This window comes from Deinococcus apachensis DSM 19763 (assembly GCF_000381345.1).
GTDB lineage: Bacteria > Deinococcota > Deinococci > Deinococcales > Deinococcaceae > Deinococcus > Deinococcus apachensis.
The window spans coordinates 1-20,180 of the sequence record NZ_KB906405.1 but is presented as its reverse complement, the minus strand read 5'-3'; the positions used below and the strand labels follow the sequence as shown (position 1 = coordinate 20,180).

21 protein-coding genes, 1 tRNA gene and 1 rRNA gene are annotated in these 20,180 nt (G+C 69.6%); 14 read left to right on the top strand and 9 right to left on the bottom strand.

The features are described from left to right. Positions 1-103 precede the first annotated feature (103 nt). Positions 104-226, top strand: coding sequence for a hypothetical protein (locus F784_RS27590; protein WP_281166713.1), 123 nt, complete (start codon positions 104-106; stop codon positions 224-226). 193 nt (positions 227-419) lie between these two features. On the opposite strand, the gene F784_RS0112750 is transcribed toward F784_RS27590, so the two are convergent. Continuing rightward, positions 420-495, bottom strand: a tRNA-Lys gene (locus F784_RS0112750). 37 nt (positions 496-532) lie between these two features. Then, positions 533-1,693 (bottom strand): glutamate ligase domain-containing protein, encoded by a 1,161-nt coding sequence (locus tag F784_RS0112745; protein WP_019587113.1) that lies wholly within the window; start codon positions 1,691-1,693, stop codon positions 533-535. Positions 1,694-1,844: 151 nt separating this feature from the next. Here F784_RS0112745 and F784_RS0112740 point away from each other — a divergent pair, with 151 nt between their 5' ends. Beyond that, positions 1,845-2,351, top strand: a complete 507-nt coding sequence (locus F784_RS0112740) for a vitamin K epoxide reductase family protein (protein ID WP_019587112.1) — start codon at positions 1,845-1,847, stop codon at positions 2,349-2,351. 332 nt (positions 2,352-2,683) lie between these two features. Here the strand turns inward: F784_RS0112740 and F784_RS23105 are convergent, their stop codons facing one another. Next, the gene (locus F784_RS23105; RefSeq protein ID WP_019587111.1) at positions 2,684-3,832 is read right to left on the bottom strand and encodes an NAD(P)/FAD-dependent oxidoreductase; all 1,149 of its coding nucleotides are present in this window, start codon (positions 3,830-3,832) and stop codon (positions 2,684-2,686) included. A gap of 140 nt (positions 3,833-3,972) precedes the next feature. Here F784_RS23105 and purE point away from each other — a divergent pair, with 140 nt between their 5' ends. The 4 genes from purE to F784_RS0112715 are packed head-to-tail and all read left to right on the top strand — an operon-like array spanning position 3,973 to position 7,411. Continuing rightward, complete coding sequence (gene purE, locus F784_RS0112730) at positions 3,973-4,506, top strand: 5-(carboxyamino)imidazole ribonucleotide mutase (protein ID WP_026332453.1); 534 nt, start codon at positions 3,973-3,975, stop codon at positions 4,504-4,506. Beyond that, entirely contained in the window at positions 4,503-5,615 is a 1,113-nt protein-coding gene (gene purK / locus F784_RS0112725; protein ID WP_019587109.1) for a 5-(carboxyamino)imidazole ribonucleotide synthase, read from the top strand. The genes purE and purK overlap by 4 nt, the downstream gene beginning before the upstream one ends. A gap of 47 nt (positions 5,616-5,662) precedes the next feature. Then, positions 5,663-6,826 (top strand): VanW family protein, encoded by a 1,164-nt coding sequence (locus F784_RS0112720; RefSeq protein WP_026332452.1) that lies wholly within the window; start codon positions 5,663-5,665, stop codon positions 6,824-6,826. Positions 6,827-6,850: 24 nt separating this feature from the next. Next, positions 6,851-7,411, top strand: coding sequence for a GNAT family N-acetyltransferase (locus F784_RS0112715; RefSeq protein WP_019587108.1), 561 nt, complete (start codon positions 6,851-6,853; stop codon positions 7,409-7,411). A 3-nt stretch (positions 7,412-7,414) separates the two neighbouring features. On the opposite strand, the gene argB is transcribed toward F784_RS0112715, so the two are convergent. Both argB and F784_RS23100 read right to left on the bottom strand, forming a co-directional pair. Beyond that, a complete protein-coding gene (gene argB / locus F784_RS0112710; protein WP_019587107.1) occupies positions 7,415-8,164 on the bottom strand; it encodes an acetylglutamate kinase in 750 nt (249 codons plus the stop codon). A gap of 63 nt (positions 8,165-8,227) precedes the next feature. Then, positions 8,228-8,731 carry a GNAT family N-acetyltransferase gene (locus F784_RS23100; RefSeq protein WP_019587106.1) on the bottom strand — a complete coding sequence of 168 codons (504 nt, stop codon included), beginning with the start codon at positions 8,729-8,731 and terminating at the stop codon, positions 8,228-8,230. Positions 8,732-8,890: 159 nt separating this feature from the next. On the opposite strand from F784_RS23100, the gene F784_RS0112700 reads away from it, so the two are divergent. The 5 genes from F784_RS0112700 to F784_RS0112680 all read left to right on the top strand — a co-directional run bounded on the left by F784_RS0112700 (position 8,891) and on the right by F784_RS0112680 (position 13,090). Continuing rightward, the gene (locus F784_RS0112700; protein WP_019587105.1) at positions 8,891-9,919 is read left to right on the top strand and encodes a tRNA dihydrouridine synthase; all 1,029 of its coding nucleotides are present in this window, start codon (positions 8,891-8,893) and stop codon (positions 9,917-9,919) included. A gap of 7 nt (positions 9,920-9,926) precedes the next feature. After that, entirely contained in the window at positions 9,927-10,481 is a 555-nt protein-coding gene (locus F784_RS0112695; RefSeq protein ID WP_019587104.1) for a DinB family protein, read from the top strand. Between the two features lie 299 nt (positions 10,482-10,780). After that, positions 10,781-11,710, top strand: coding sequence for a hydroxymethylbilane synthase (gene hemC / locus F784_RS0112690; protein ID WP_019587103.1), 930 nt, complete (start codon positions 10,781-10,783; stop codon positions 11,708-11,710). Between the two features lie 10 nt (positions 11,711-11,720). After that, positions 11,721-12,686, top strand: a complete 966-nt coding sequence (locus tag F784_RS0112685; RefSeq protein ID WP_019587102.1) for an asparaginase — start codon at positions 11,721-11,723, stop codon at positions 12,684-12,686. A gap of 83 nt (positions 12,687-12,769) precedes the next feature. Further along, positions 12,770-13,090: a hypothetical protein gene (locus F784_RS0112680; RefSeq protein ID WP_019587101.1), complete on the top strand. Its 321-nt coding sequence runs from the start codon at positions 12,770-12,772 to the stop codon at positions 13,088-13,090. Between the two features lie 82 nt (positions 13,091-13,172). Here the strand turns inward: F784_RS0112680 and F784_RS0112675 are convergent, their stop codons facing one another. Continuing rightward, positions 13,173-13,784, bottom strand: a complete 612-nt coding sequence (locus F784_RS0112675; RefSeq protein ID WP_019587100.1) for a DedA family protein — start codon at positions 13,782-13,784, stop codon at positions 13,173-13,175. Positions 13,785-13,865: 81 nt separating this feature from the next. Here F784_RS0112675 and F784_RS0112670 point away from each other — a divergent pair, with 81 nt between their 5' ends. Next, on the top strand, positions 13,866-14,531 hold the full coding sequence (locus tag F784_RS0112670; RefSeq protein WP_019587099.1) for an HAD family hydrolase: 666 nt from the start codon (positions 13,866-13,868) through the stop codon (positions 14,529-14,531). Between the two features lie 58 nt (positions 14,532-14,589). Here the strand turns inward: F784_RS0112670 and F784_RS0112665 are convergent, their stop codons facing one another. From F784_RS0112665 to F784_RS0112655, 3 genes are all read right to left on the bottom strand, one after another. Beyond that, the gene (locus tag F784_RS0112665; protein WP_019587098.1) at positions 14,590-15,561 is read right to left on the bottom strand and encodes a ferritin-like domain-containing protein; all 972 of its coding nucleotides are present in this window, start codon (positions 15,559-15,561) and stop codon (positions 14,590-14,592) included. 240 nt (positions 15,562-15,801) lie between these two features. Continuing rightward, on the bottom strand, positions 15,802-16,479 hold the full coding sequence (locus tag F784_RS0112660; RefSeq protein WP_019587097.1) for an SDR family oxidoreductase: 678 nt from the start codon (positions 16,477-16,479) through the stop codon (positions 15,802-15,804). Between the two features lie 71 nt (positions 16,480-16,550). Beyond that, on the bottom strand, positions 16,551-17,780 hold the full coding sequence (locus F784_RS0112655; protein ID WP_026332451.1) for a M24 family metallopeptidase: 1,230 nt from the start codon (positions 17,778-17,780) through the stop codon (positions 16,551-16,553). A gap of 79 nt (positions 17,781-17,859) precedes the next feature. On the opposite strand from F784_RS0112655, the gene F784_RS0112650 reads away from it, so the two are divergent. Both F784_RS0112650 and F784_RS0112645 read left to right on the top strand, forming a co-directional pair. Further along, a complete protein-coding gene (locus F784_RS0112650; protein ID WP_019587095.1) occupies positions 17,860-19,734 on the top strand; it encodes a menaquinone biosynthesis decarboxylase in 1,875 nt (624 codons plus the stop codon). 305 nt (positions 19,735-20,039) lie between these two features. Continuing rightward, positions 20,040-20,180: ribosomal RNA gene (locus tag F784_RS0112645) — 16S ribosomal RNA — on the top strand; the annotation flags it as partial.

Genomic DNA, 20,180 nt, shown 5'->3' with positions numbered 1-20,180 from the left:
TTGGGTGGTCCCCGCGACTACGGGGTGATGCGGATGGGCGGTCCTCGCGATTATGGCGTCATGACCCCTTGCTCGCGAAAGGCGGCCTGACATGCATGTGGTCATGAAAGTCACCCCTGCCCCGGCGCCCCAACCCATCAAGACCGAGCGCCCGACCGTGCCGAAGCCCCGCGAGGTGAGCGTGCCGGTGATGAGGGGAGGAACCGCAGATTTCGGGGTCATCTGAGCGGCATATTAGAGCAAAGCAGGGCCATCCGTGAAGGTGGCCCTGCTTGCTTTTGCTGTCTAGCAAAAAGGCCTCTTTGAATGGAAGTTCTGTATCATTATCCACAGTCTTATTTGTTCACCTACCCACAGCACGCCGAATTTTGCGACTGGCAGTAGCAAATGTAAAACCCCGCACTCGGCGGGGTTTTCTCTGGTGGGTCGTGTAGGAATCGAACCTACAACCCGCTGATTAAGAGTCAGCTGCTCTGCCAATTGAGCTAACGACCCAGAGCGGAGAGCAGTATAGGAACGGCCACCGGTTCTGTCAAGCGGGGTTCAGAAGGCCCCGAACCGTCCCAGCCAGGTAGAGGCTGCCGGTGACAAGCAGGGTGCCGCCCGGTGGGGTCAGGGCGAGGGCCTGCGCGAAGGCTTCCCGGGGGTCAGGGTGGGCAAAACCGCTGTACCGTTGCGCGAGGGGCTCGGGCGGGGTGGCATGGTCGCCGGGGGCGGTGAAGACCCGCACGGGCGAGATCTCCAGCAGGGGGGTGAGGGTCGCCTCCGTGTCCTTGCGGGCGAGATTGCCGAACAGCAGCACGTCGGCGTGGGGAACGCTGGCGGAGAGAGCCCGGGTCGCGTGGGGGTTGTGGGCGCCGTCGATCAGGACCGTCCGGCCCCCCACCTCGAAGCGTTCGAGACGGGCGGGGTGAGTGGCCTTCAGGGCCGCATCCACCCCATCGCCATAGCCCAGGGTGCGGAGGGTCGCGGCGGCCAGGGCGGCGTTCGCCTCTTGGTGTGCCCCCGTGAGGGCCGGAGGATGGGGGAGGGCAAACAGGGCCGGATGGGTGTCCGGCGTGAGGAGCGGGGCGCCCACCTCCGCCGTGACCTCGCGCACCACCTCCAGGGCCTTGCCGGTGGCGGTCGTCAGGAAGGGAACGCCGGGCCGCGCGGCGCGGGCCTTGTCCCGGGTGATGGCGGGCACGGTTTCCCCCAGCACGGTCACGTGGTCGAGGGCCACGTTCGTCAGGGAGACGGCCGAGACGTGGGTGAGGGCCTGGGTCGCGTCCGTCGCGCCACCCACACCGGCCTCCATCACGACGACCTCCACCCCATCTGCGGCGAAGGTCAGGCAGGCGAGGGCGAGGGTGAGGTCGAAGAAGGCGGCTCCCGGGGCGTGGCCTTTCGCCCAGTCGATGAAGGCGGCGGTGCGGGCTGGGTCAAGGTCGCGGCCGTTCACCCGCACCCGTTCCTCGTAGTGCTGGAGGTGCGGGCTCGTGAAGCAGCCGACCCGGACGCCCGCCGCGAGGAGCCCGGCCTCCAGCATCGCGCAGGTGCTGCCCTTGCCGTTCGTGCCGACCACCCGGATGCAGGTGAACGCGGCGTCCGGCGAACCCAGACGGTCAAGGAGTGCCCGCGCGGCCCCCGGCCCCCGTTCCCGGCCCGAACGGGTGCGGGAGTAGAGCCAGTCGTAATCCGGGGCACCCATCATGGGGTGAGGGTAGCGTGCGGGCCGCGCACTGCAAGCCTTCCTACAGAGACCCTATGCCCAAGGGATCACCACAGGCCTTTCATCCGGGAACGGGGGCTTGCCGGGAAGAGTGGGAGGGCATGGGCGCCCCCCGCGCCCGGGGAGGAATTCTGTGGACCCGACTCAGCTCAGCCGTGAACTGCGCGAAGCACGCACCCCCGACCTTCACCGCCGCCGCTGGATCATCGGCCTGTCGCTGCTGGGCGCGGCGATGGGGCAGATCGTGACGCTGTACCAGACCGGCATCATCCGCCGCCTGCCCGATCCCCCGCTGCGAATTTTCGATTCCAGCCGGGTGGACGCCTCCGACTACGGCTACAAGCGCCTGAACACCCCAGACGCCGTGATGATGGTCGTGAGCTACGGCGCGACCGCCTGGCTGGCTGCCGCCGGGGGCAAGGACCGGGCCTCGAATCTGCCGCTGCTCCCCGTCATGATGGGGCTGAAGATTCTGGGGGACGCCGCCACCGCTGTGGAACTCGGCCGCGAGGAGTGGCGGGAGAACAAGGCCCTCTGCGCGTACTGCCAGGTGGCGACCATAGCCTCGCTGGCCTCCCTCCCGCTCGCCTTTCCCGAGATGCGGCGGGCCCTGGCAAACCTGCTGGGGAGGCGGAATTAGGGCACAGCTCAAAAGGTTTGTCCCCTGAACCAAGGGTCTCGCCTGGAGAGGCTTCACATTCGCTCGGCATGACAAGGTTTCTGCGCCCCCCCTGGGACCCGAACAAGCCCACATGGCCGCGCCCCGGATCTCGCCGCGCTGCTCTTCTACGCGGACGGACGACTCGGGAAGGGCGGGGCGGATGGCGAGGTGGACACTGCCCCGAGGCCCCGTGCCCGGGGGTATGGCGCCGAGGCAGATCGCCAGAACCTGTGCCCACGTCATCTCTCGCCGCAGGAGGGTAGGGGTTGGCAGGAAGGGGAGGAATCACGTCCCCCCACACTGCGTGCCCTTCAGGTGAGGGGTGACAGGGCAGGCGGACCCTCGTGAAACCGGCCCACCCAGCGGCGGTCCACCCGGTGCTTGAGCGCCAGCCACACCCGGCCCCGCGCCCACAGAAACGGGCCGAGCGCCAGCCAGCCCTCCGGCTCCCCCGTCGAGAGCAGGTAGGGCGAGGCGGGGTAGGGGCGAAAGCGCCGCAGCCGCATAGTCTCCGGGGGCTGCCCCCGCTCCAGGCCGCGCAGCAGGCGGTCCACACCGCCCCGCAGGTGCAGCCCCTGCTTCACCGCGTTCACGCCGCTGCGGTCCAGGCTCAGCCCCTCGACCTGCACGGCGTCCCCGGCCCCCAACAGGCGCGGGTGCCCCGGCACCTGGAGGGTCCGCGTGACCCGCAGGAAGTCCCCGTCCTCCACGGGCAGCCCGGAGGCGCGGAAAAGCGGCTGGCCGCGGGTGCCGGTCGCCCAGAGGGTCAGGTCGCCCGGGAGGCTCGCCCCGCCCTCCAACTCCACCCGTCCGGGAAGGGCGCGGGTGACACGGGTGTGCAGCCGCACGTCCACACCCCGTGCCCGCAGCCGTGCCCCGGCGTACCGTCCCAGGCCGGGCGCGAAAGCCGTCAGGAGACGCGGCCCGGGTTCGAGCAGCGTGAAGGTGAACCCGGACCGTCCCGCGACCCGGGCGGTGATGTTCAGCAGCAGTTCCACCCCCGCCGCGCCTCCCCCAACCACCGTGAGCCGCCCACCCGGGGCCGTGTCCAGCCACTCGGTCACGCGGCGCAGTTCGGGGAGGGGCCTGACCCGCACGGCGTCCCCGGCGTCCTCCTCGTCGACCGGCTGACCTCCCACATCGAACACGGCCAGGTCGTAGGGCAGGCGCTCGTCCCCCGCCGTGACGACCTCGCGCGCCGCCACATCCACCCGCGCCGCCCGGTCCTGAACGAAGGTCACCCCACCCTCCAGGCACAGGCGGAGCAGGTCGATGCGCGTCTCCTCCTCACGGTACCGCCCGCCGACGAACTCGGGGGTCATGCCCGAGGACCACAGGAAGCGGTCGGGGGTGAGCAGGGTGACGCGCACGCCCCGCCGCACCCAGCGGGGGGCGGCTTTAAGCAGCGCGACATTCGCGTGGCCCCCGCCGACAAGCAGCAGGTGGGGTCGTCCGGTCACGGGAACCTCCCAACCGGGTCGGGAGCGGTCATGCGGGGTCCTTTCCGAGTCTTATCGCTTCCCCGCCCAGCCTGACATGTCCGCGCGGGCACGGCCATCACCAAATGTCCATCGGGCCCCCGCGCGACTTCTCCGGTAGGATGCGGGCCGTGACGGACGGACGAGGAACGCCCCGTGTGGGCGTGGTGATGGGCAGCCGCAGCGACTTCGAGACGATGGCGGGCGCGCTGGACGTGCTGCGCGATCTGGGCATCGCGTACGAGGTGCGGGTGCTCTCGGCCCACCGCACGCCGCACCTGCTCGCCACTTACTCGGCGCGGGCCGAGCGGCTGAACCTGAGCTGCCTCATTGCGGGGGCGGGCGGCGCGGCGCACCTGCCGGGGATGCTCGCGGCCTTTACCCGCCTGCCCGTGCTCGGCGTGCCCGTCCAGTCGCGCGCCCTGAGCGGCCAGGACAGCCTGCTGAGCATCGTGCAGATGCCTGCCGGGGTGCCCGTGGCGACCTTCGCCATTGGGACGGCGGGGGCGAGGAACGCCGCCCTCTTCGCCGCCGCCCTGCTCGCCACGACGGACCCGACTGTGCGGGAACGTCTGGACGCCTTTCGCCGAGACCAGACGCAGGCCGTGCTCAATGATCCTTACTTTGACGGTCACCCGCAGGCGGGGGTGGAATGACGTCCGCATCTCCCACCCTCGGCATCCTGGGTGGCGGCCAGCTCGCCCAGATGCTCGCGCTCGCGGCCCTGCCCCTGGGGGTGCAGGTTGTGGTGCTAGAACCTGATCCGCAAGCTCCCGCGCGGCTGTGTGCCGAACACATCCGGGCGCCCTACACCGACCCCGCTGGCCTGAGCCGCCTCGCCGCCTGTGACGCGGTCACGCTGGAGTTCGAGAACGTGCCGGTGGAGGCGCTCGCCGCGCTGGAGGGCCGGGTGCCCGTGCGGCCTGGAGGGACGCTCCTCGCGCGCAGCAAGCACCGGGTCCGCGAGAAGGAAGCCCTGCGGGCGGCGGGGGCGCGGACGGCCCCCTTCGTGCCCGTCGAGCAAGGGACAGACCTGGAGGGGGCGCTGGAGCAGGTCGGCGGGCGGGGCATCCTCAAGACGTCGGAACTGGGGTACGACGGCAAGGGGCAGGCGCGGGTGTCGGGCGCGGCGGAACTGCGGCAGGCCTGGGAGGCGCTGGGCCGCGTCCCGTGTGTGCTAGAGGGGCTGGTCCCCTTCGAGCGCGAGGTGAGCCTCGCGGTGGCCCGCAACGTGGCGGGGGAGGTGGCGTTCGGGCCGCTGGTGGAGAACACGCACCGGGCGGGCATCCTCCGCACCTGCGTCTCCCCGTCCGGGGCGCCGGAGGGCACCGGGGACCGCGCCCGTGAGGTCGCCCACGCCGTTGCCGGGGCCTGGGGACTGGAGGGCCTCCTCACGCTGGAGTTCTTCCAACTTCCTGGGGGAGAACTCCTCGTGAACGAGGTCGCTCCGCGCGTTCACAACAGCGGGCACCTCACCCAGGACGGTGGTGGGGTCAGCCAGTTCGAGGCGCAGGTGCGGGCAGTGCTGGGGTGGCCGCTGTCCGACTGGGCGCCGCTGCATCCCACGGCGATGGTGAATGTCGTCGGCACGGTGGATGGGCGGGGACCCGACTGGACGGCCGTCGACGCGCTGCCCGGCGCCCGGCGGCACCTCTACCACAAGGCGCCCCGTCCCGGACGCAAGCTGGGGCACGTGAACCTGGTCGCGCCGGACGTGGGGACGTTGCGGGACCGGCTGGTACGGCTGGAGGCGCTGATTCCCTGATCCAAGGCGTCAGAGCCGCGTCAGAGCGCGCTCCCTAAGCTGGGAGCATGCGCCGCCTCCTGTCCGTCCTGACCCTCTCGCTCGTCACGGCGGTGGGAGCTGCCAAGGCCGAGCCGTTCCGGCTGACCCTGCACGCCACTGAGTACAGGATCGAAAAGGGCAAGGTGACCCCGCACGCTCTCGTCAAGAGCTGGGTCCTGCCAGCGGAAGGTGTGGCGCGCAGCCGCAAGTACGGCAAGGTCAGCACCAACCTGAGCGGCACGCTCGACCACATCTTCGAGCAAATTGGCGCGCGCAAGCCTCAGCCCGCCGTGTTCCGCAACGTCCGGGGACGCTGGATCGCCACGGACCAGACGGGCTGGCTGGCCGACCGCGAGCGGACCAAGGCGCGGCTCCTGTGGGCGATCCGGGCGGGCAGGCCCTCCGCGGAGGTCGCCTACCAGCCCCTGGTGCCCCGGCGCAGCGTGAGGGAACTCGCCCGGCGGGGCGTGCTGTGGCATGTCTCGACCGGTGAGAGCAGCTACGCGGGCAGCCCCGCCTTCCGCGAGAAGAACGTCCTGGTGGGCGCGAGCAAGCTCGACAACTTCTTCATCGCGCCCGGGCACGAGTTCGACTTCAACGCCGAGGTCGGGCAGATCAACGCCTCGACCGGCTTCGTCAAGGGCTTCGTGATCTCGAACGGCACCCTGGCGAAGGAGGACGGCGGCGGCATCTGCCAGGTCAGCACGACCATCTTCCGCGCCCTCTACCGGGCGGGCCTCCCCGTGACCGAGCGCCACGAGCACAGCCACCGCGTCGGCTACTACGACCCGGTAGGTTTCGAGGCGACCGTGTACGCGCCGAGCAAGAACTTGCGGATGAAGAACGACACGGGCAAATACCTGTTCGTCCAGGCAAGTTGGAACCGGGCGGCCCAGACCCTGCGCTTCGACGTGTTCGGCGCGAACACCGGACGCAGGGTCCAGCTCAGCCTGCCCGTCGTCACCAACTTCCAGCCGTCCGCGGCGCCCAGTTACACGCCGGACCCCGGGGTCGTTCTCGGCCAGAGCCGCCTGCTCGACGTGCCCGCCCAGGGCATGACGGTCGTCATGAGGCGGGTCGTCACGTATCCCGGCGGCGAGAGCGGCCAGGACATCCTGAGGAGCGTGTACAAGCCCTGGGGCGCGGTGTACGGGGTCAACCCGGGGGACAGGCGGCTGAAGAAATCGTAGGGTGCCCGGGGTAGCCTCCCCACCATGCCCGTCCCGCCCAACGTGCCCTCTGAACTCCGCACGCCCCGCCTGCTCCTCCGCGCGCCACGCCCCGAGGACGCTTCCGCCCTGCACGCCGCCGTCCACGCCTCGCTCCCCGAGTTGCGGCGCTGGATGGTGTGGGCGCAGGACCCACTCGACCTGCCCGGCACGGTGCGGAACCTGACGGAGGCCGCGCATAGGTTTGAGCGGCGGGAGACCCTGCGCTACCACGTCTGGAACCCAGACGGTACGGAACTGATCGGCAGCAGCGGTTACCACGCCCTGGACTGGCGGGTGCCGAAGGGGGAGATCGGGTACTGGGTCGCCACGCCTCACACCGGGCAGGGGTACGCGACCGAGGTGGCGCGGGCCTTGACGGAACTGGGCCAGGGGACGCTGGGCTTTCACCGCATCGAGATTCGCTGCGACCGCCGCAACGAGCGCAGCGCCCGGATTCCCCATGCCCTGGGCTACACCCTGGACGCGGTGCTGAGCAACGACGATGTGGCGGCGGACGATCCTGCGCAGCTCCGCGACACGCTTCTGTTCAGCGTGACCCGGTAGGGCTCAGGGCGTGACCCGCGTGCCCGCCTCCCCCCGCGCGGCGGCGGCCAGCACCCCCGCCTTCATCCCGCTGGCGATCACGGCGAAGAGGGCTCCGGCGTCCAGAGCCTCCAGTGCCGCGCGGACCTTCGGGATCATTCCCCCCGCGATCCAGCCGTCCCGAATCCCCGCCTCGACCTCCGCGCGGGTGAGGTGGGCGGCCAGGCTGTCCGGGTCGGGGTAGGCACGGTACACGCCGTCCACATCCGTCAGGAACACGATGGGCTCGCCCAGCGCCCCGGCGACGGCCCCCGCCGCCGTATCGGCGTTCACGTTGAGCGCCTCGCCGTCCGGGGCCAGCGCCACACAGCCCACGACGGGTGTGAGGCCCGCCCCCAGCAAGGTGCGAAGGAGCCCCACGTTCACGCCCGTCACCCGGCCCACGCGGCCCAGCGCGGGGTCGAGGACTTCGGCCACCAGCAGCTCGCTGTCGCGGCCCATCAGACCCACCGCGTGCCCCACGTCCTGGCTGAGCCGCTTGTTCAGCGCGGCGAGGGCCATCTCGACGACGTCCATCGCCTCCGGCGGGGTCACGCGCAGGCCGCCCCGGAACTCGCTCTCGATGCCCCGCGCCACCAGTTCGCGCTCGATGACCGGCCCGCCTCCGTGAACGACCACAACCGGGACTTCGGCCCGCAAGACCGCGATCTCCCCGGCAACCGCCCGCCGCAACTCCGCGCTCTTCATGGCGTTCCCGCCGTATTTCACGATCACGGGGGAAGTCTAAAGGGCGGAGCGTCCGGGGGGCCAAAAGCCGGGCTTCCCCGGACAGCCCCCTCAGTCGCTGGCGAGGCTGAGCGCCGGAAGGCCCACCTGCGCGGCGGAGGTGCCGACCGGCTTGGCGTACCACGTCATCGCGGGGCGGGCGTCGAGGGCGAAGGTGTACCCCCGGCGTTCCCAGAAGCGGGCGCCGCGTGGGTTGTCACCCAGTACGCTCGCCAGGATGCGGGTGGTGCCGGGGGGCAAGCGGGCCTCCAGGTCGCGTACGGCCTGCTCGCCCAGACCCCGCGACTGGCGGTCCTCGCGGATCAGCAGCAGGTTGATGGTGAGGTCGCCGGGCCCGGGGTAGCCGAGCTTACAGTCCAGGCTGCCCACAAGTTCGCCGCCGTCATGCAGCAACTCCAGGCGGCGGCGGGGGTCGAGGAGCGCGATTTCGACGTCGCGCTCGACCTCGCGCGGGGTGGGCACACGGGTGCCGAGCAGGGCGAAGTACCCGGGGGCAGCGGCGTACAGCGTGTGGAGCAGCGGCGCATGATGAAGCGCCAGCGGCGTGACGTTCAAGTCAGGGCCTCCCGTCCGGCGGGCGGGTTGGAAAACTGGAGGTGAGCCGGACTGGGTACAGCATACGTCTTCCGCACCCCCCCGGGGATAAATAAGCCCCTTACCCCCATTTGAGAGGAAGTTCACGCGCGGGGTGTACACCTGCGCTACCCTGCCGGGGTGACCAGCGGTCCCGGCTTCTACGCGCGCCGCCTCGCCCGGCCCGGCGCCATCCTGGCCCCCATGGCGGGCTACAGCGACGCCCCCATGCGCCAGCTCGCTGCCGAGGAGGGGGCGCTGTGGACCGTCAGCGAGATGATCAGCGCCCGCGGCCTGGTGCTGGGCGGCGACTCCGAAAAGCTCACGCTGGGTCGGCCTTACCCCGGAGAGACGAACCGGGTGGTGCAGCTCTTCGGCGCCGAGCCCGACATCCTGGCGGAGGCCGTGCGGCGCGCAGAGACGTGGTTCACCCCCGCCGCCGTCGACCTGAACATGGGCTGCCCGGTTCCCAAGGTGAGGGGCCGGGGCGGGGCCTGCCTCCTCCAGACGCCCGAGGTGGCCTACGACCTCGTGCGGGCGATGCGGGGGGCCACCGGGCTCGACGTGAGCGCCAAGATCCGCCTGGGCTGGGATTCCAACCGCAGCGTCGAGGTCGCGCAGGGTCTGGCGGCGGCGGGAGCCAGCCTGATCACCGTCCACGGCCGCACCAGCGCCCAGCGGTACACGGGTGAGGCCGACTGGGACGCCATCGCCCGGGTGGCGGCGAGCGTGGACGTGCCGGTGGTGGGCAGCGGGGACGTGCGGAGCGCGGGGGGGGCCCGCGCTCGGCTGGGCTCGGGGGTGGCCGCGGTGATGATCGGACGCGGCGCGGTCGGGAACCCCTGGGTGTTCCGCACACTGGCGACGGGGGAGGATGCGGCGCCGGGCGCGGAGGAGCGAGCGTGCGCCGCCCTGCGGCATGCTCGGCTCCACGTGGCCTTTTACGGCGCCGACCGCTTCGGGCTGCTCAGCGTGCGGCCCCTCCGCAAGGTGCTGCCGCAGTACCTGCCTGACCACCCGGAACTGCGTGAGGCCCTGGTCCAGGTGAACACGGTGGAGGACGTGGAGTGTGTCCTCGCCCCGCTGTTGGGGGGACCGGGTTCGGGTGAGAACAGGATGAAGGTGTACGAAATCTCCGGGCGTCCGGGGGGGCCAAGGGGTATGCTGTGAGGCAATCATGAACGTCCGCGAGTACTACACTTACCTTTCGGGTGCGCGTGAGCAGCTCTGGAACTTCTTGCGGGCGCTTCCTGCCGCCGATCTGGACCGGTCCCTGATTGACGGGGACCGCTTCCACAACATCAAGGACCTGCTGCTGCATGTCGTGGACGTGGAGGACCACTGGGTCCACGGCATCGCGCGGCAGGACGGGGTGGCCTCCCGCTACCCCCATGACTGGGTGCAGCCCCATGCTGAGCAGTACGAGCTGTCCTGGATTCTGGAATACGGCCAGGAGGTGGGGGACAAGACGCGCACCTTCCTGGAAAGTGGCCCCGACCTCTCGCGCCCGGTGAAGCTCATCCAGGACGATCCCGCCAGCGATACCGTCACGCTCGATCAGCTTATGTGGCACGTCATGACGCATGAGGTCCGGCACACCGCGCAGATTGCGCTTCTGATACGGCAACTCGGGCACACGCCCCCGTGGCTGGACTACCTGCGCTTCATGCGGCCCCAGCACACACTCGTCCTCGCGGGCGACGTGCCCGACGACCTCGACGACGACCGCTGAGCGACGGGGGAAGCCTTTCCCGGGGAGGCGCTATATCTCCCCCCAAAGTTGGGTTGTGGCAGGGCTGGCCTTGGTCAACCCCTCAGTCCGCTTCGCTGGGAGGGGAGCCAGGAACGCCAGTTGCCCTCCATAAACTCGATGCTGTTGCCTCCTCCCCAGGGAAGGTGGCCCGCAGGGCCGGACTCGCAGAGCTGTACCGCAGAGGGGTGGCTGTGCCAACCTTGCGACTTCGGGTTTGCCCTGCTCTCTGTAACCCGGCCTGCCCGTGATTCGGAAACTGCCTGTATACTGCCCCGGTTATGCGTACGGTGACGGTTGGAACGCGCGGCAGCACACTCGCGCTCGCGCAGACCCGGTGGGTGGTGGCCCGCCTGAAGGAGGAGTGGCCGGACACGGACTTCCGCATCCAGACCATCAGCACGAAGGGCGACCGCAACCGCGCGAGTCTGGAGTCGATGGCCCAGAAGGGCGACAAGGGGTTCTGGGTCAAGGAGATCGAGGACGCCTTGCTGGAGAAGCGGATCGACATCGCGGTGCATTCCCTCAAGGACCTGCCCACCGAGCAGCCCGCGGGCCTGGAAATCTCGTCCATCCCCAAGCGGGTGGATGCCCGCGACGTGCTGATCGGCAAGGAGGGCATGAAGCGTCTGGCCGACCTGCCCCCCGGCGCCCGGGTGGGCACGAGCAGCGTGCGGCGCAAGGCGTTCCTGCGCGCCTACCGCCCGGACCTGGAGATTATTGACCTGCGGGGCAACATCGACACGCGCCTAGCGGCCATCGGCACGCCCGATTACGACGCGATCATCCTGGCGGCGGCGGGCCTGATCCGCACCGAGATGCGCCACCGCATTGACGAGTTTATCGAGCCGGACATCCTACTCCCCGCACCCGGCCAGGGAGCGCTGGCCCTGGAGACCCGCGCCGACGACGACCTGAACATTGAGGTCACCTACGCGATCCACGACCACGGCACCGACGACCGCATCACCGCCGAGCGCGAGTTCCTGGCGGGGCTGGGGGCGGGCTGCATGGCCCCGGTGGGGGCCCACGCGAGCGTGAAGGGTGGCATCCTCACCCTGGAGGGCTGGGTGGGAGCCCTTGACGGCAGCCAGGTCATCCGCGGCACGACCTCCGGTGACCCCGCCGAGTGCGCCGATCTGGGGGCCGAGCTGGCGGGCGACATGCTGGGGCAGGGCGCGCAGGCCCTGATCGAGGCGGCGCACGCTTGAACCCCGCCCTGTGAAGCGCCTCGCGGTCATCCACACGGGTGGCACCATCGCCAGCCGCCCCGACCCGCACGGGCAGGGCGTGACCCCGCAGTCGCCGCCCAGCGTTCCAGGCCTGCCGGGGGTGAAGGTCAGCGACCACCAGCCCTTCCGCCTGCCCAGCCCGCATGTCACCCCGGCGCACATGCTGGCGCTCGCGCACCTGATCGAGCGCCTGGCCCCCGAACACGACGGGGTGGTCGTTACCCACGGGACCGACACGCTGGAGGAGACGGCCTTCTTCCTCCACCTCACCCTCGCCACCCGCACGCCCGTCGTCCTGACGGGCAGCATGCGGCACGCCGAGGAGGTGTCGTGGGACGGGCCGGGCAACCTGCTCGACGCGGCGTACGTGGCCCTGGACCTTCAGTCGCGGGGGCGCGGGCCGCTCGTCGTCTTCGGCGGCGACATCTTCGACGCGCGCACCGTGACGAAGGTCCACACGACGGCGGTGGACGCCTTCGGCGGCTACCCGGGTCCCATCGGCCGGATCGACCGCACGGGGGAGGGGGCACAGGTCCGGTACTTCGCCATGCCCGAGACACGGCCCGTGTACCGGCCCTCCCACGTGGGAGCCCATGTCGAAATCCTCTACGCCTACGCAGGCTGGCAGGGCGAGGGCTACGCCGAGGCGGACGCCCGGTCGGACGGGCTGGTGATTGCTGCGCTGGGCACGGGTAACCTCCCCGCCGAGCTGCTGCCCCTGGTCGCCCGCAGCGCCGGGAAGGGCAGGCCCGTCGTGATCGCCACCCGCACCCACGCAGGGCCAGTCCTCCCCGTCTACGGCTACCCGGGTGGGGGCGCGACGTTGGTGGCGGTCGGGGCGATTCCCGCCAGCTTCCTCAACGCGCACAAGGCGCGGGTGCTGCTCCTCGTGCTGCTCAGCCTGGGGCGGAGCGTGGCGGAGATTCGGCGGGTGTTCGAGGAAGGGGCGTTTTAGGGCGTGATGGGGCAAGGGTTAAGGCTGTGGTCCTCCTCTGGCCTGTCCCGGGACCACGCATCCTCCCCTACAGTGGGCGCAGTATGGACGAAGTCGTGTTGATCCTTGAGGGCGGCTTGCAGGTGACGGGCACCCCCACTCAGGTGGCGGCGGACGAAGTCTCCCTGCTGGCCCAGACCTCCGATGTGGATGGCGTCATGCTCCAGAACGCGCGGTTCGGGGAGGGCAGCACCTTGCCCTGGCTGTACGTGCCGTACTCGCGTGTCGTGGCCTGCGGCGTTTCGGCCAGCCTGCCCGAGGACGAGGCCCGCACCCGGCTCTCTCCGGTCGTGCAGGGCGTCCGCAAGGCCTTTTACAGCTCGCGCGGCGCCCACGAGAGCGTGCGCTCGGTCGAGAACGAATAGGGGCGCCGAACCCCACACGCTCCGGGTGAAGCTCATCTGTTGAAAAAGGGAGACCACCTGGCCTCCCCGCTGTCCTGCCCGTTTACGCCTTCGCCCCCTGCTCCCGCTTGCGCTTCAGGAACCACAGCACCGCCGCGACGACGACCACCCCCAGGATGATTTTGGAGGCGGGGCCGACGTACTGCTCGACCTGATCGTAGTTCTCGCCCAGCAGGTAGCCCGCCCCGGCCAGGGCGCTCGCCCACAAACCCGAGCCGATGGCGCTGTACAGCAGGAACTTGGGCATGGGCATCTCGCTCATGCCCGCCGGGAGGCTGAGCAGGCTGCGGATGCCGGGCACCATGCGGCCGAACAGCACCGCCTTGGTGCCGTGGCGGTCGAACCAGTCGTCAGCCTTGCGGATGTCCTTGCCGCTGAGGGTGAGCCATTTGCCGTGCCGGTCGGCCCACTTCACCAGCCGCTCCTCGCCGAACGCCCGCCCGATGTAGTACAGGGGCAGCGTGCCCACAACACTCCCCAGTGTGCCCACGGCGATCACGATGAGGATGTTCATGTCCCCCCGCGCCGCCGCAAAGCCCGCCGAGGGCATGATCAGCTCGCTGGGAATCGGGGGAAAGAGGTTTTCCACGATCATCAGCAGCAGGATGCCCAGGTAGCCCAGGCTGTCCATCAAGTTCTGTACCCAGTCGACCATTCGGTCCAGAGTAATGGCTGGGCTGCGGGCAAACGTCCACCTAAAGTGAGGATGAGGCCGGGGGCACCCTACACTGCCCCCATGACTCCTCCCGTCCCCCTGCGCGCCCTGATCTTCGATTTCGACGGCACCATCCTCGACACCGAGACCCGCGAGTTCTGGCACTGGCAGGAGCTGTACCGCACCCACGGGCGCGAACTCGCGCTCAGTGACTGGCAGCGGGGCGTGGGGACCTGGGACGCCTTCGACCCCTGGGCGGGGTTGCCGGATCACGTCCGGGCCGACCGTGAGCAGGTGCATGCCGGGCTGCACGAGCGCATCATGGCCGACATTGCCGAGCAGGACCTGCGGCCCGGCGTCCGCGCGGTGCTGGAGGGGGTGCGCCGTGCTGGGCTGCGCCTCGCCCTCGCCACGAGCAGCGACCGCACCTGGGTCACGCGCTGGATGGAGCAGCACCGTCTCCTCGACTTGTTCGAGGTCCTCGCCACCCGGGATGACGTGCGGCGGGTCAAACCGGACCCCGAACTCTACGCCCTGGCCGCCGAGCGCCTGGAACTGCGCGCGGAGGAATGCCTGGCCGTCGAGGACAGCCTCAACGGGGCCACTGCCGCCGTCGCCGCGGGCTGCCGGGTGGTCGTGGTGCCGAACGACGTGACCCGCACCCAGCCCTTCCCCCCCGAATGGCCCCGGCTGGAGGACGGCTTCGCGGGGGGGCTGGAGGAGTTGCTGCGGGTGGCGGGGGGATAGGACGGCACAGAACACGCGCCGGAGCCAATATCCGGCGCGTGTTTGCGGTGAGGAGAAATTAGAGGGCGAGCAGCTTGCCCAGATTACCGTCGTCGCTCAGGCCGTTCGGGAAGAAACCGCCCTTGGTCGCCCCAGCCGCGAGGAACACGATATTGCCCACCTGGCGGGGGGTGCGGCTGAACGCGATGGCGTTCACATCGGCCGCGATGATATTCGAGGCGCTGGCCCGGATGTAGGGAGCGCCTGTCTGCAAAGTGGACACAATGCCCTGATCGTCGTCGGTGTTGCCGTCCACCGAGTCGCGCAGGTTGCTGATCTTCTGCACAACCTCGCCGACATTCAGGCCTGCCGCTGCCGGATCGTTCCGTCGACGGTACAGCTCGTGGCGAATCGCCCCGGCGTGGTACGCCTCGACCGCTAGGATGCCCGCCGCGTTCTCCAGGTTGCCGCCCGGGTTCTGGTCATCAATGAAACGCGCAGCGCCCTTGTAGGCCGTGACGCCCACGTCCTCGAAGACGAACGCGCCATGCAGGAAGAACAGCTCGTTGGCGAAGGGGTTGAAGTTGGTGATTGCGTTATCCGAGGCGGCTTTGCCCGCCGCGACGAACGAGTTGCTGAGGTCCAGGGTGGGCTGGGGCACAGCGGCACTCTTCAATACGGCACGGATCACCTTGACGTGCGCCAACTCGTCGTCGGCGATCTCCTGGGCCAGGTCCCGCACATCGCGCGACATGTTGGGCACGCCCACGTTGTCCATGCCGCTAAAGCCCGCCGGAAGGATGACTTTGCTCGCGTCGCCGCCCGCAGCCGTCAGTTCGCCTAGGCGCCCGACCGCGGCCAGGTAGAAGGCGGCCTCTAGGTATTCCAGGTTCAGCGCGAAGTTGAAGATGGCGGCGTCGAGGCCGTTGTCCTGGCTGGACGGTGCGGCGATCACGTTCGTGCAGCCGGACAGGACGGCGCCTGCTCCCATCATGCCAGCCATGCCCAGGAACTTGCGGCGGGTGCTCATGCCCTGCGTGTCGTTGCTCATGCGTGGAACCTCCGAAAACGAGAAGGAAGGGGCGGAGCGGACAGGTGAAAGCTTCAGGGCCGCACGTACGGTCCTGTCACGCGGGGGCGCCGTGGCCTCCTCAGCGTCGCTTCACCCCGCCTCTATGCGGCGTCCTCTGGATCGGATCAGTGGAGGATCAGGTTGGGGGCAACGATTAAACCAGCATGAAGGAGCGCCCTCCTGGGATTGACAATCCGGGAGGGCGCGGGCCAAGAAAGGTCAGGCGTCCGGGTAAATCTTCAGCTCCGTCACGTGCGCCCGGTCAGGACGAGTCAGGGCGTGTGCGACACTCTTGGCAAGGCCGCGCGGGTCGATCAGGTCATCCCAGTCCATGCCTGCCTCGCGGTTTTTCGGCGTGTCGATGGCGCCCATCGGGTACAGTACGCAGCCGCGCACGCCCCGGCTCTTGAGTTCGTCGTGCAGGCTCAGGACGTAGGCGGCGACGGCGGCCTTGCTGGCGGTGTAGAGCGCGGCCTTGGGGCCACTCATCCGGGCGGCCTGCCCGGCGCTCACGCCCATGACCAGCCCGTCTTTCTGCCGCAGCATGTGCGGCAGTACGCCCTGCACGGCATGGAAGAGGGTCAGCATGTTCGTGTCGAACATCGCGCGCAGGTCCTCCTCCGTCGCCTTCTGCACGTCCTGCATCGTGAAGGCCCCAACCGCGTGCACGAGGGCGTCCACCTTCACCCGGCGCAGGGCTTCCACGCTGGCCGGGTCCCGCAGGTCGAGGTCGAGCACCTCGGTCGCGGGAAAGCGGTCGGCAGCGCGCTCCAGGGCCTCGCCGCGCCCCACGAGCACGAGCTGCGCGCCCGCGTCCTCCAATTCCTGAGCGACGGCGGTCGCCAGCGCGCCGCCCGCCCCCGTAAGCATGATCGTCGAGGAGCTGAGGTTCGCCATGCCCCCAGACTACCGGGCGACGGGGTTGAGGCAGGCTTGAGGAAGGAGAGGTGGGTGGGGCTCCCGCCTGCCTACTCCCCGTACCCGGCCGCCCGCACCGCCTCCCACTCGCCGGTTCCCAGCACGAAGGGGTGGCGCTGGAGGTCGGTGGTGACCTCCGGTCCTGCCGGTGCCAGGAAGACATTGACCTCGCTGCGGATGCCAAAGCCCTGCTGCCGGGGATAGGTGCCGGGTTCCACCGTCACCGCCAGCCCGGGCGTGAGGGTCCGGGTGTCGTGCGTCTCGTAATCGTCGAGGTTGGCGCCCGAGCCGTGAATCTGCACCCCCAGGTCGTGCCCGGTGCGGTGCAGGAAAAAGGGTTCCCACTCCGGCCCCATCGCGTCTCGCGCAGCCCGGTCGAGTTCCCACCCTTGCAACCGGCCCCAGCCTTCCGCCGCCTGCCGCTCGCGCAGCAGGGCCAGCGCCACGTCCCGCGCCCCGCGCACCGCCTCCCAGGCATCCAGGTACTCGGCGCCGGGCTCGCCCGCGTGTCCCACCCAGGTCACGTCCGCGAAGGGGCAGCCCGGCTCCTGTGCCCACAGGTCGATCAGGACGCACTCGCCCGGCTTCAAGGCGGCGTTCTTCTCGCCCCCCGGCTCGTAGTGGGGGTCGGCGGCGTTGGCCCCGAAACTCACGTTGACCGGGTGGCCGCTCGCCATACCCGCCTCCCGGATGGCCCGTTCGATCACGTCTTGGACTTCCAGTTCGGTGACGCTCTCGCTCGCCTGCAGCCGCTCGTGCATTAGGCGGAAGGCGTCGTCCTTCGCGCGCATCAGGACGGCGGCGGCCCGGCGGTGGGCGGCCAGGTCGTCGGGCGACCACACCAGGAACGACTGGAGGAGGTCGGCGCTGCTCACCACCTCGGCGCCCGCCGCGCGCACCCGTTCCAGCGTCCCGGCATCCACCCGGCTCACGTAGGGCACCGCCCCGTGGGGGCTGTATTCCATTGCCACCGTCTTCCCGGCGACCACCTCTCGCAGCGCTGCGTCCAGCTCGGCGTGCGACCCGAAGGCGCGGCGGGTTACGTCCCACCCCGCCGACAGCGTTCGCCACGTTCCGCCCTCGATATGATTGTGCAGCAGCGTGGCCTGACCCTCGCGCGGCACCCACACGAAAAAGCGGCGGGTGAGGTGGGCGCCCGCGGGGAGCCCCAGCACCGTACGGGCATGCGGGTTGAGGCCCTGGAAGTCGTAGAGCAGCCAGCCGTCCAGGGAAGTGCTGCCCAGCGCGCCGCGCATCCGTTCTATTGGCGTGGAGGTCATGGGGGCAGGGTAACAGGCCGGGAAGTGACCCGCCGCTCCGGGTACGGTTGCCCCGCCCTCCGGCCCCTAGACTCGCCGCATGGCTTCCCTCCCCCGCCCGGCCCGGCGCACGCCTGACCTCCAGAGCTTCATCCGGCTGCTGGAGGAACGCGGCGAACTCGTGCGCGTCTCCGTCCCCGTGGACCGCGAGCTGGAGATTACCGAGATCGCTGACCGCCTGGTGAAAAAGGGCGGCCCGGCGGTGCTCTTCGAGAATGTGAAGGGCAGCGATTTCCCGCTCGCCATCGGGCTGATGGGTACCCGCGAGCGGACGGCCCTCGCCCTGGGTGTGACTGACCTCGACGATCTGGCGAAGAAGGTGCGCCACCTGATTGACCTGAAGGGCAGTGGCGGGCTGGGGGGCCTGCTGAGCAACTTCGGCAAGCTGAGGGACGCGATGCACCTCCCGCCCCGCCGGGTCCGCTCCGCCCCTGTGCAGGAGGTGGTGTGGCGTGGGGACGAGGTGGACCTCTCCCGCCTCCCCATCCTGAAGTGCTGGCCGCTGGACGGTGGCCCGTTCGTGACCCTGCCCCTCGTGATCACCCGCGACCCCGAGACGGGTGAGCGAAACATGGGCATGTACCGGATGCAGGTCATGGGGAAGAACGTGACCGGAATGCACTGGCAGCGGCACAAGACGGGGACGAAGCATCTGGAGAAGGCGCGAAAGCTCGGTCAGCGCCTCCCCGTCGCCGTCGCGCTGGGCGGGGACCCGGCCCTGATCTACGCCGCGACAGCGCCTCTCCCGCCCATCCCCGGCCTGGACGAGTTCGCGGTCGCTGGCTACCTGCGCGGCGAGCGCTACCCGGTGACGAAGGGCGTCACGGTGGATCTCGATGTGCCCGCCAATGCCGAGTTCGTCCTCGAAGGCTACGTGGACCCGGCGGAGGATTGGGAGGTGGAGGGACCCTTCGGCGACCACACCGGCTTCTATACCCTGCCCGACCTCTACCCGCGCTTCCACGTCACGGTGGTCACGATGCGCCCCCACCCCGTCTACCCCGCGACCATCGTGGGCCGTCCCCTGATGGAGGACGCCTACCTGATCGAGGCCTCCGAGCGCCTCTTCCTGCCCGCCGCGCAGACCATCCTCCCGGAGATCGTCGATTACCACATGCCCCCTGCCGGGGTGGCTCATAACCTCGTCGTGGTGAGCATTAAGAAGAGTTACCCCGGTCAGGCGTACAAGGTCGCCAACGGTCTCTTCGGCCTGGGTCAGATGATGTTCGCCAAAGTTATCATCGTGGTGGACGAGGGGGTGCGGGTGAACGACTTTGGGGCTGTGTGGCGCGAGGTGGCGGCGAGGGCGGTGCCGGGGCGGGACACCCTCACGACCCGCGGCCCCATTGACGTGCTTGACCACTCCAGCCGGGGCTGGGGCTATGGCGGCAAGCTCATCATCGACGCGACGGGCAAACTCCCCGAGGAGATCGGCAGCGCGGCCAGCAGCCGGGAGGAGCAGGGGAGGGAGCGGGAGGAGGTCACCTTTACCCCCCGTGCGGCCACTGACCTCCCCACCTTCGAGGGCGTGCTCGCCCAGCGCCAGACCCCCGATGGCTACTGGTACGTCGCCCTGGACAAGACCCGACCGGGCCAAGCCCAGGCCCTTGCCGGAGCCTTTGCTGCCCACCCGGCCGCATCGGGCATCCGCCACCTCCTGATCGCCGACGAGCAGACCGACGTCGGCAATGTCCAGGACATCTGGTGGACGATTCTGAACAACATCGACCCCGAGCGCGACGTGTGGGCTCTTTCTACAGGTTCGGGGGAGCTGCTTGCCTGGGACGGCAGCCGCAAGTTGCCCGAAGAGGGCTTCGTCCGCGAGTGGCCCCCCAAGATCGAGATGACCCCTGGGATGCGGCGCCAGGTCGAGGCGCGTTGGCACCTGTACGGCCTGCCCGAAAAATGGCGTTAGGCCGCTCTTTTCCCCGATGTCTCCTCGGCAGTCTCACCAGCGCGGGGGGGTGTTGACAGATTCGGGAAGGGGCCGTATATTTCTCTTCGCCCGATGAAAAGGGCGAGGCGGAAAAGCCCGTGAGGGTCCCGCCGGGACGCATGACAAGCTGGTGCAAGTGACGATGACAGGGCCACCTGACAGGGTGGTACGAGCGGACTTCCCCCCGGGGGTCTCCAGACTCGTGAAGAGCCGAGAGGCTCGAAGCCAAGCGCAAGCGAGGCATCAAACACATCAACAATCCTCGGAAGAGGTTGCTGAACCATTTTATGGAGAGTTTGATCCTGGCTCAGGGTGAACGCTGGCGGCGTGCTTAAGACATGCAAGTCGAACGGGTATCTTCGGATACCAGTGGCGCACGGGTGAGTAACGCGTAACTGACCTGCCCAGAAGTCCTGAATAACTCC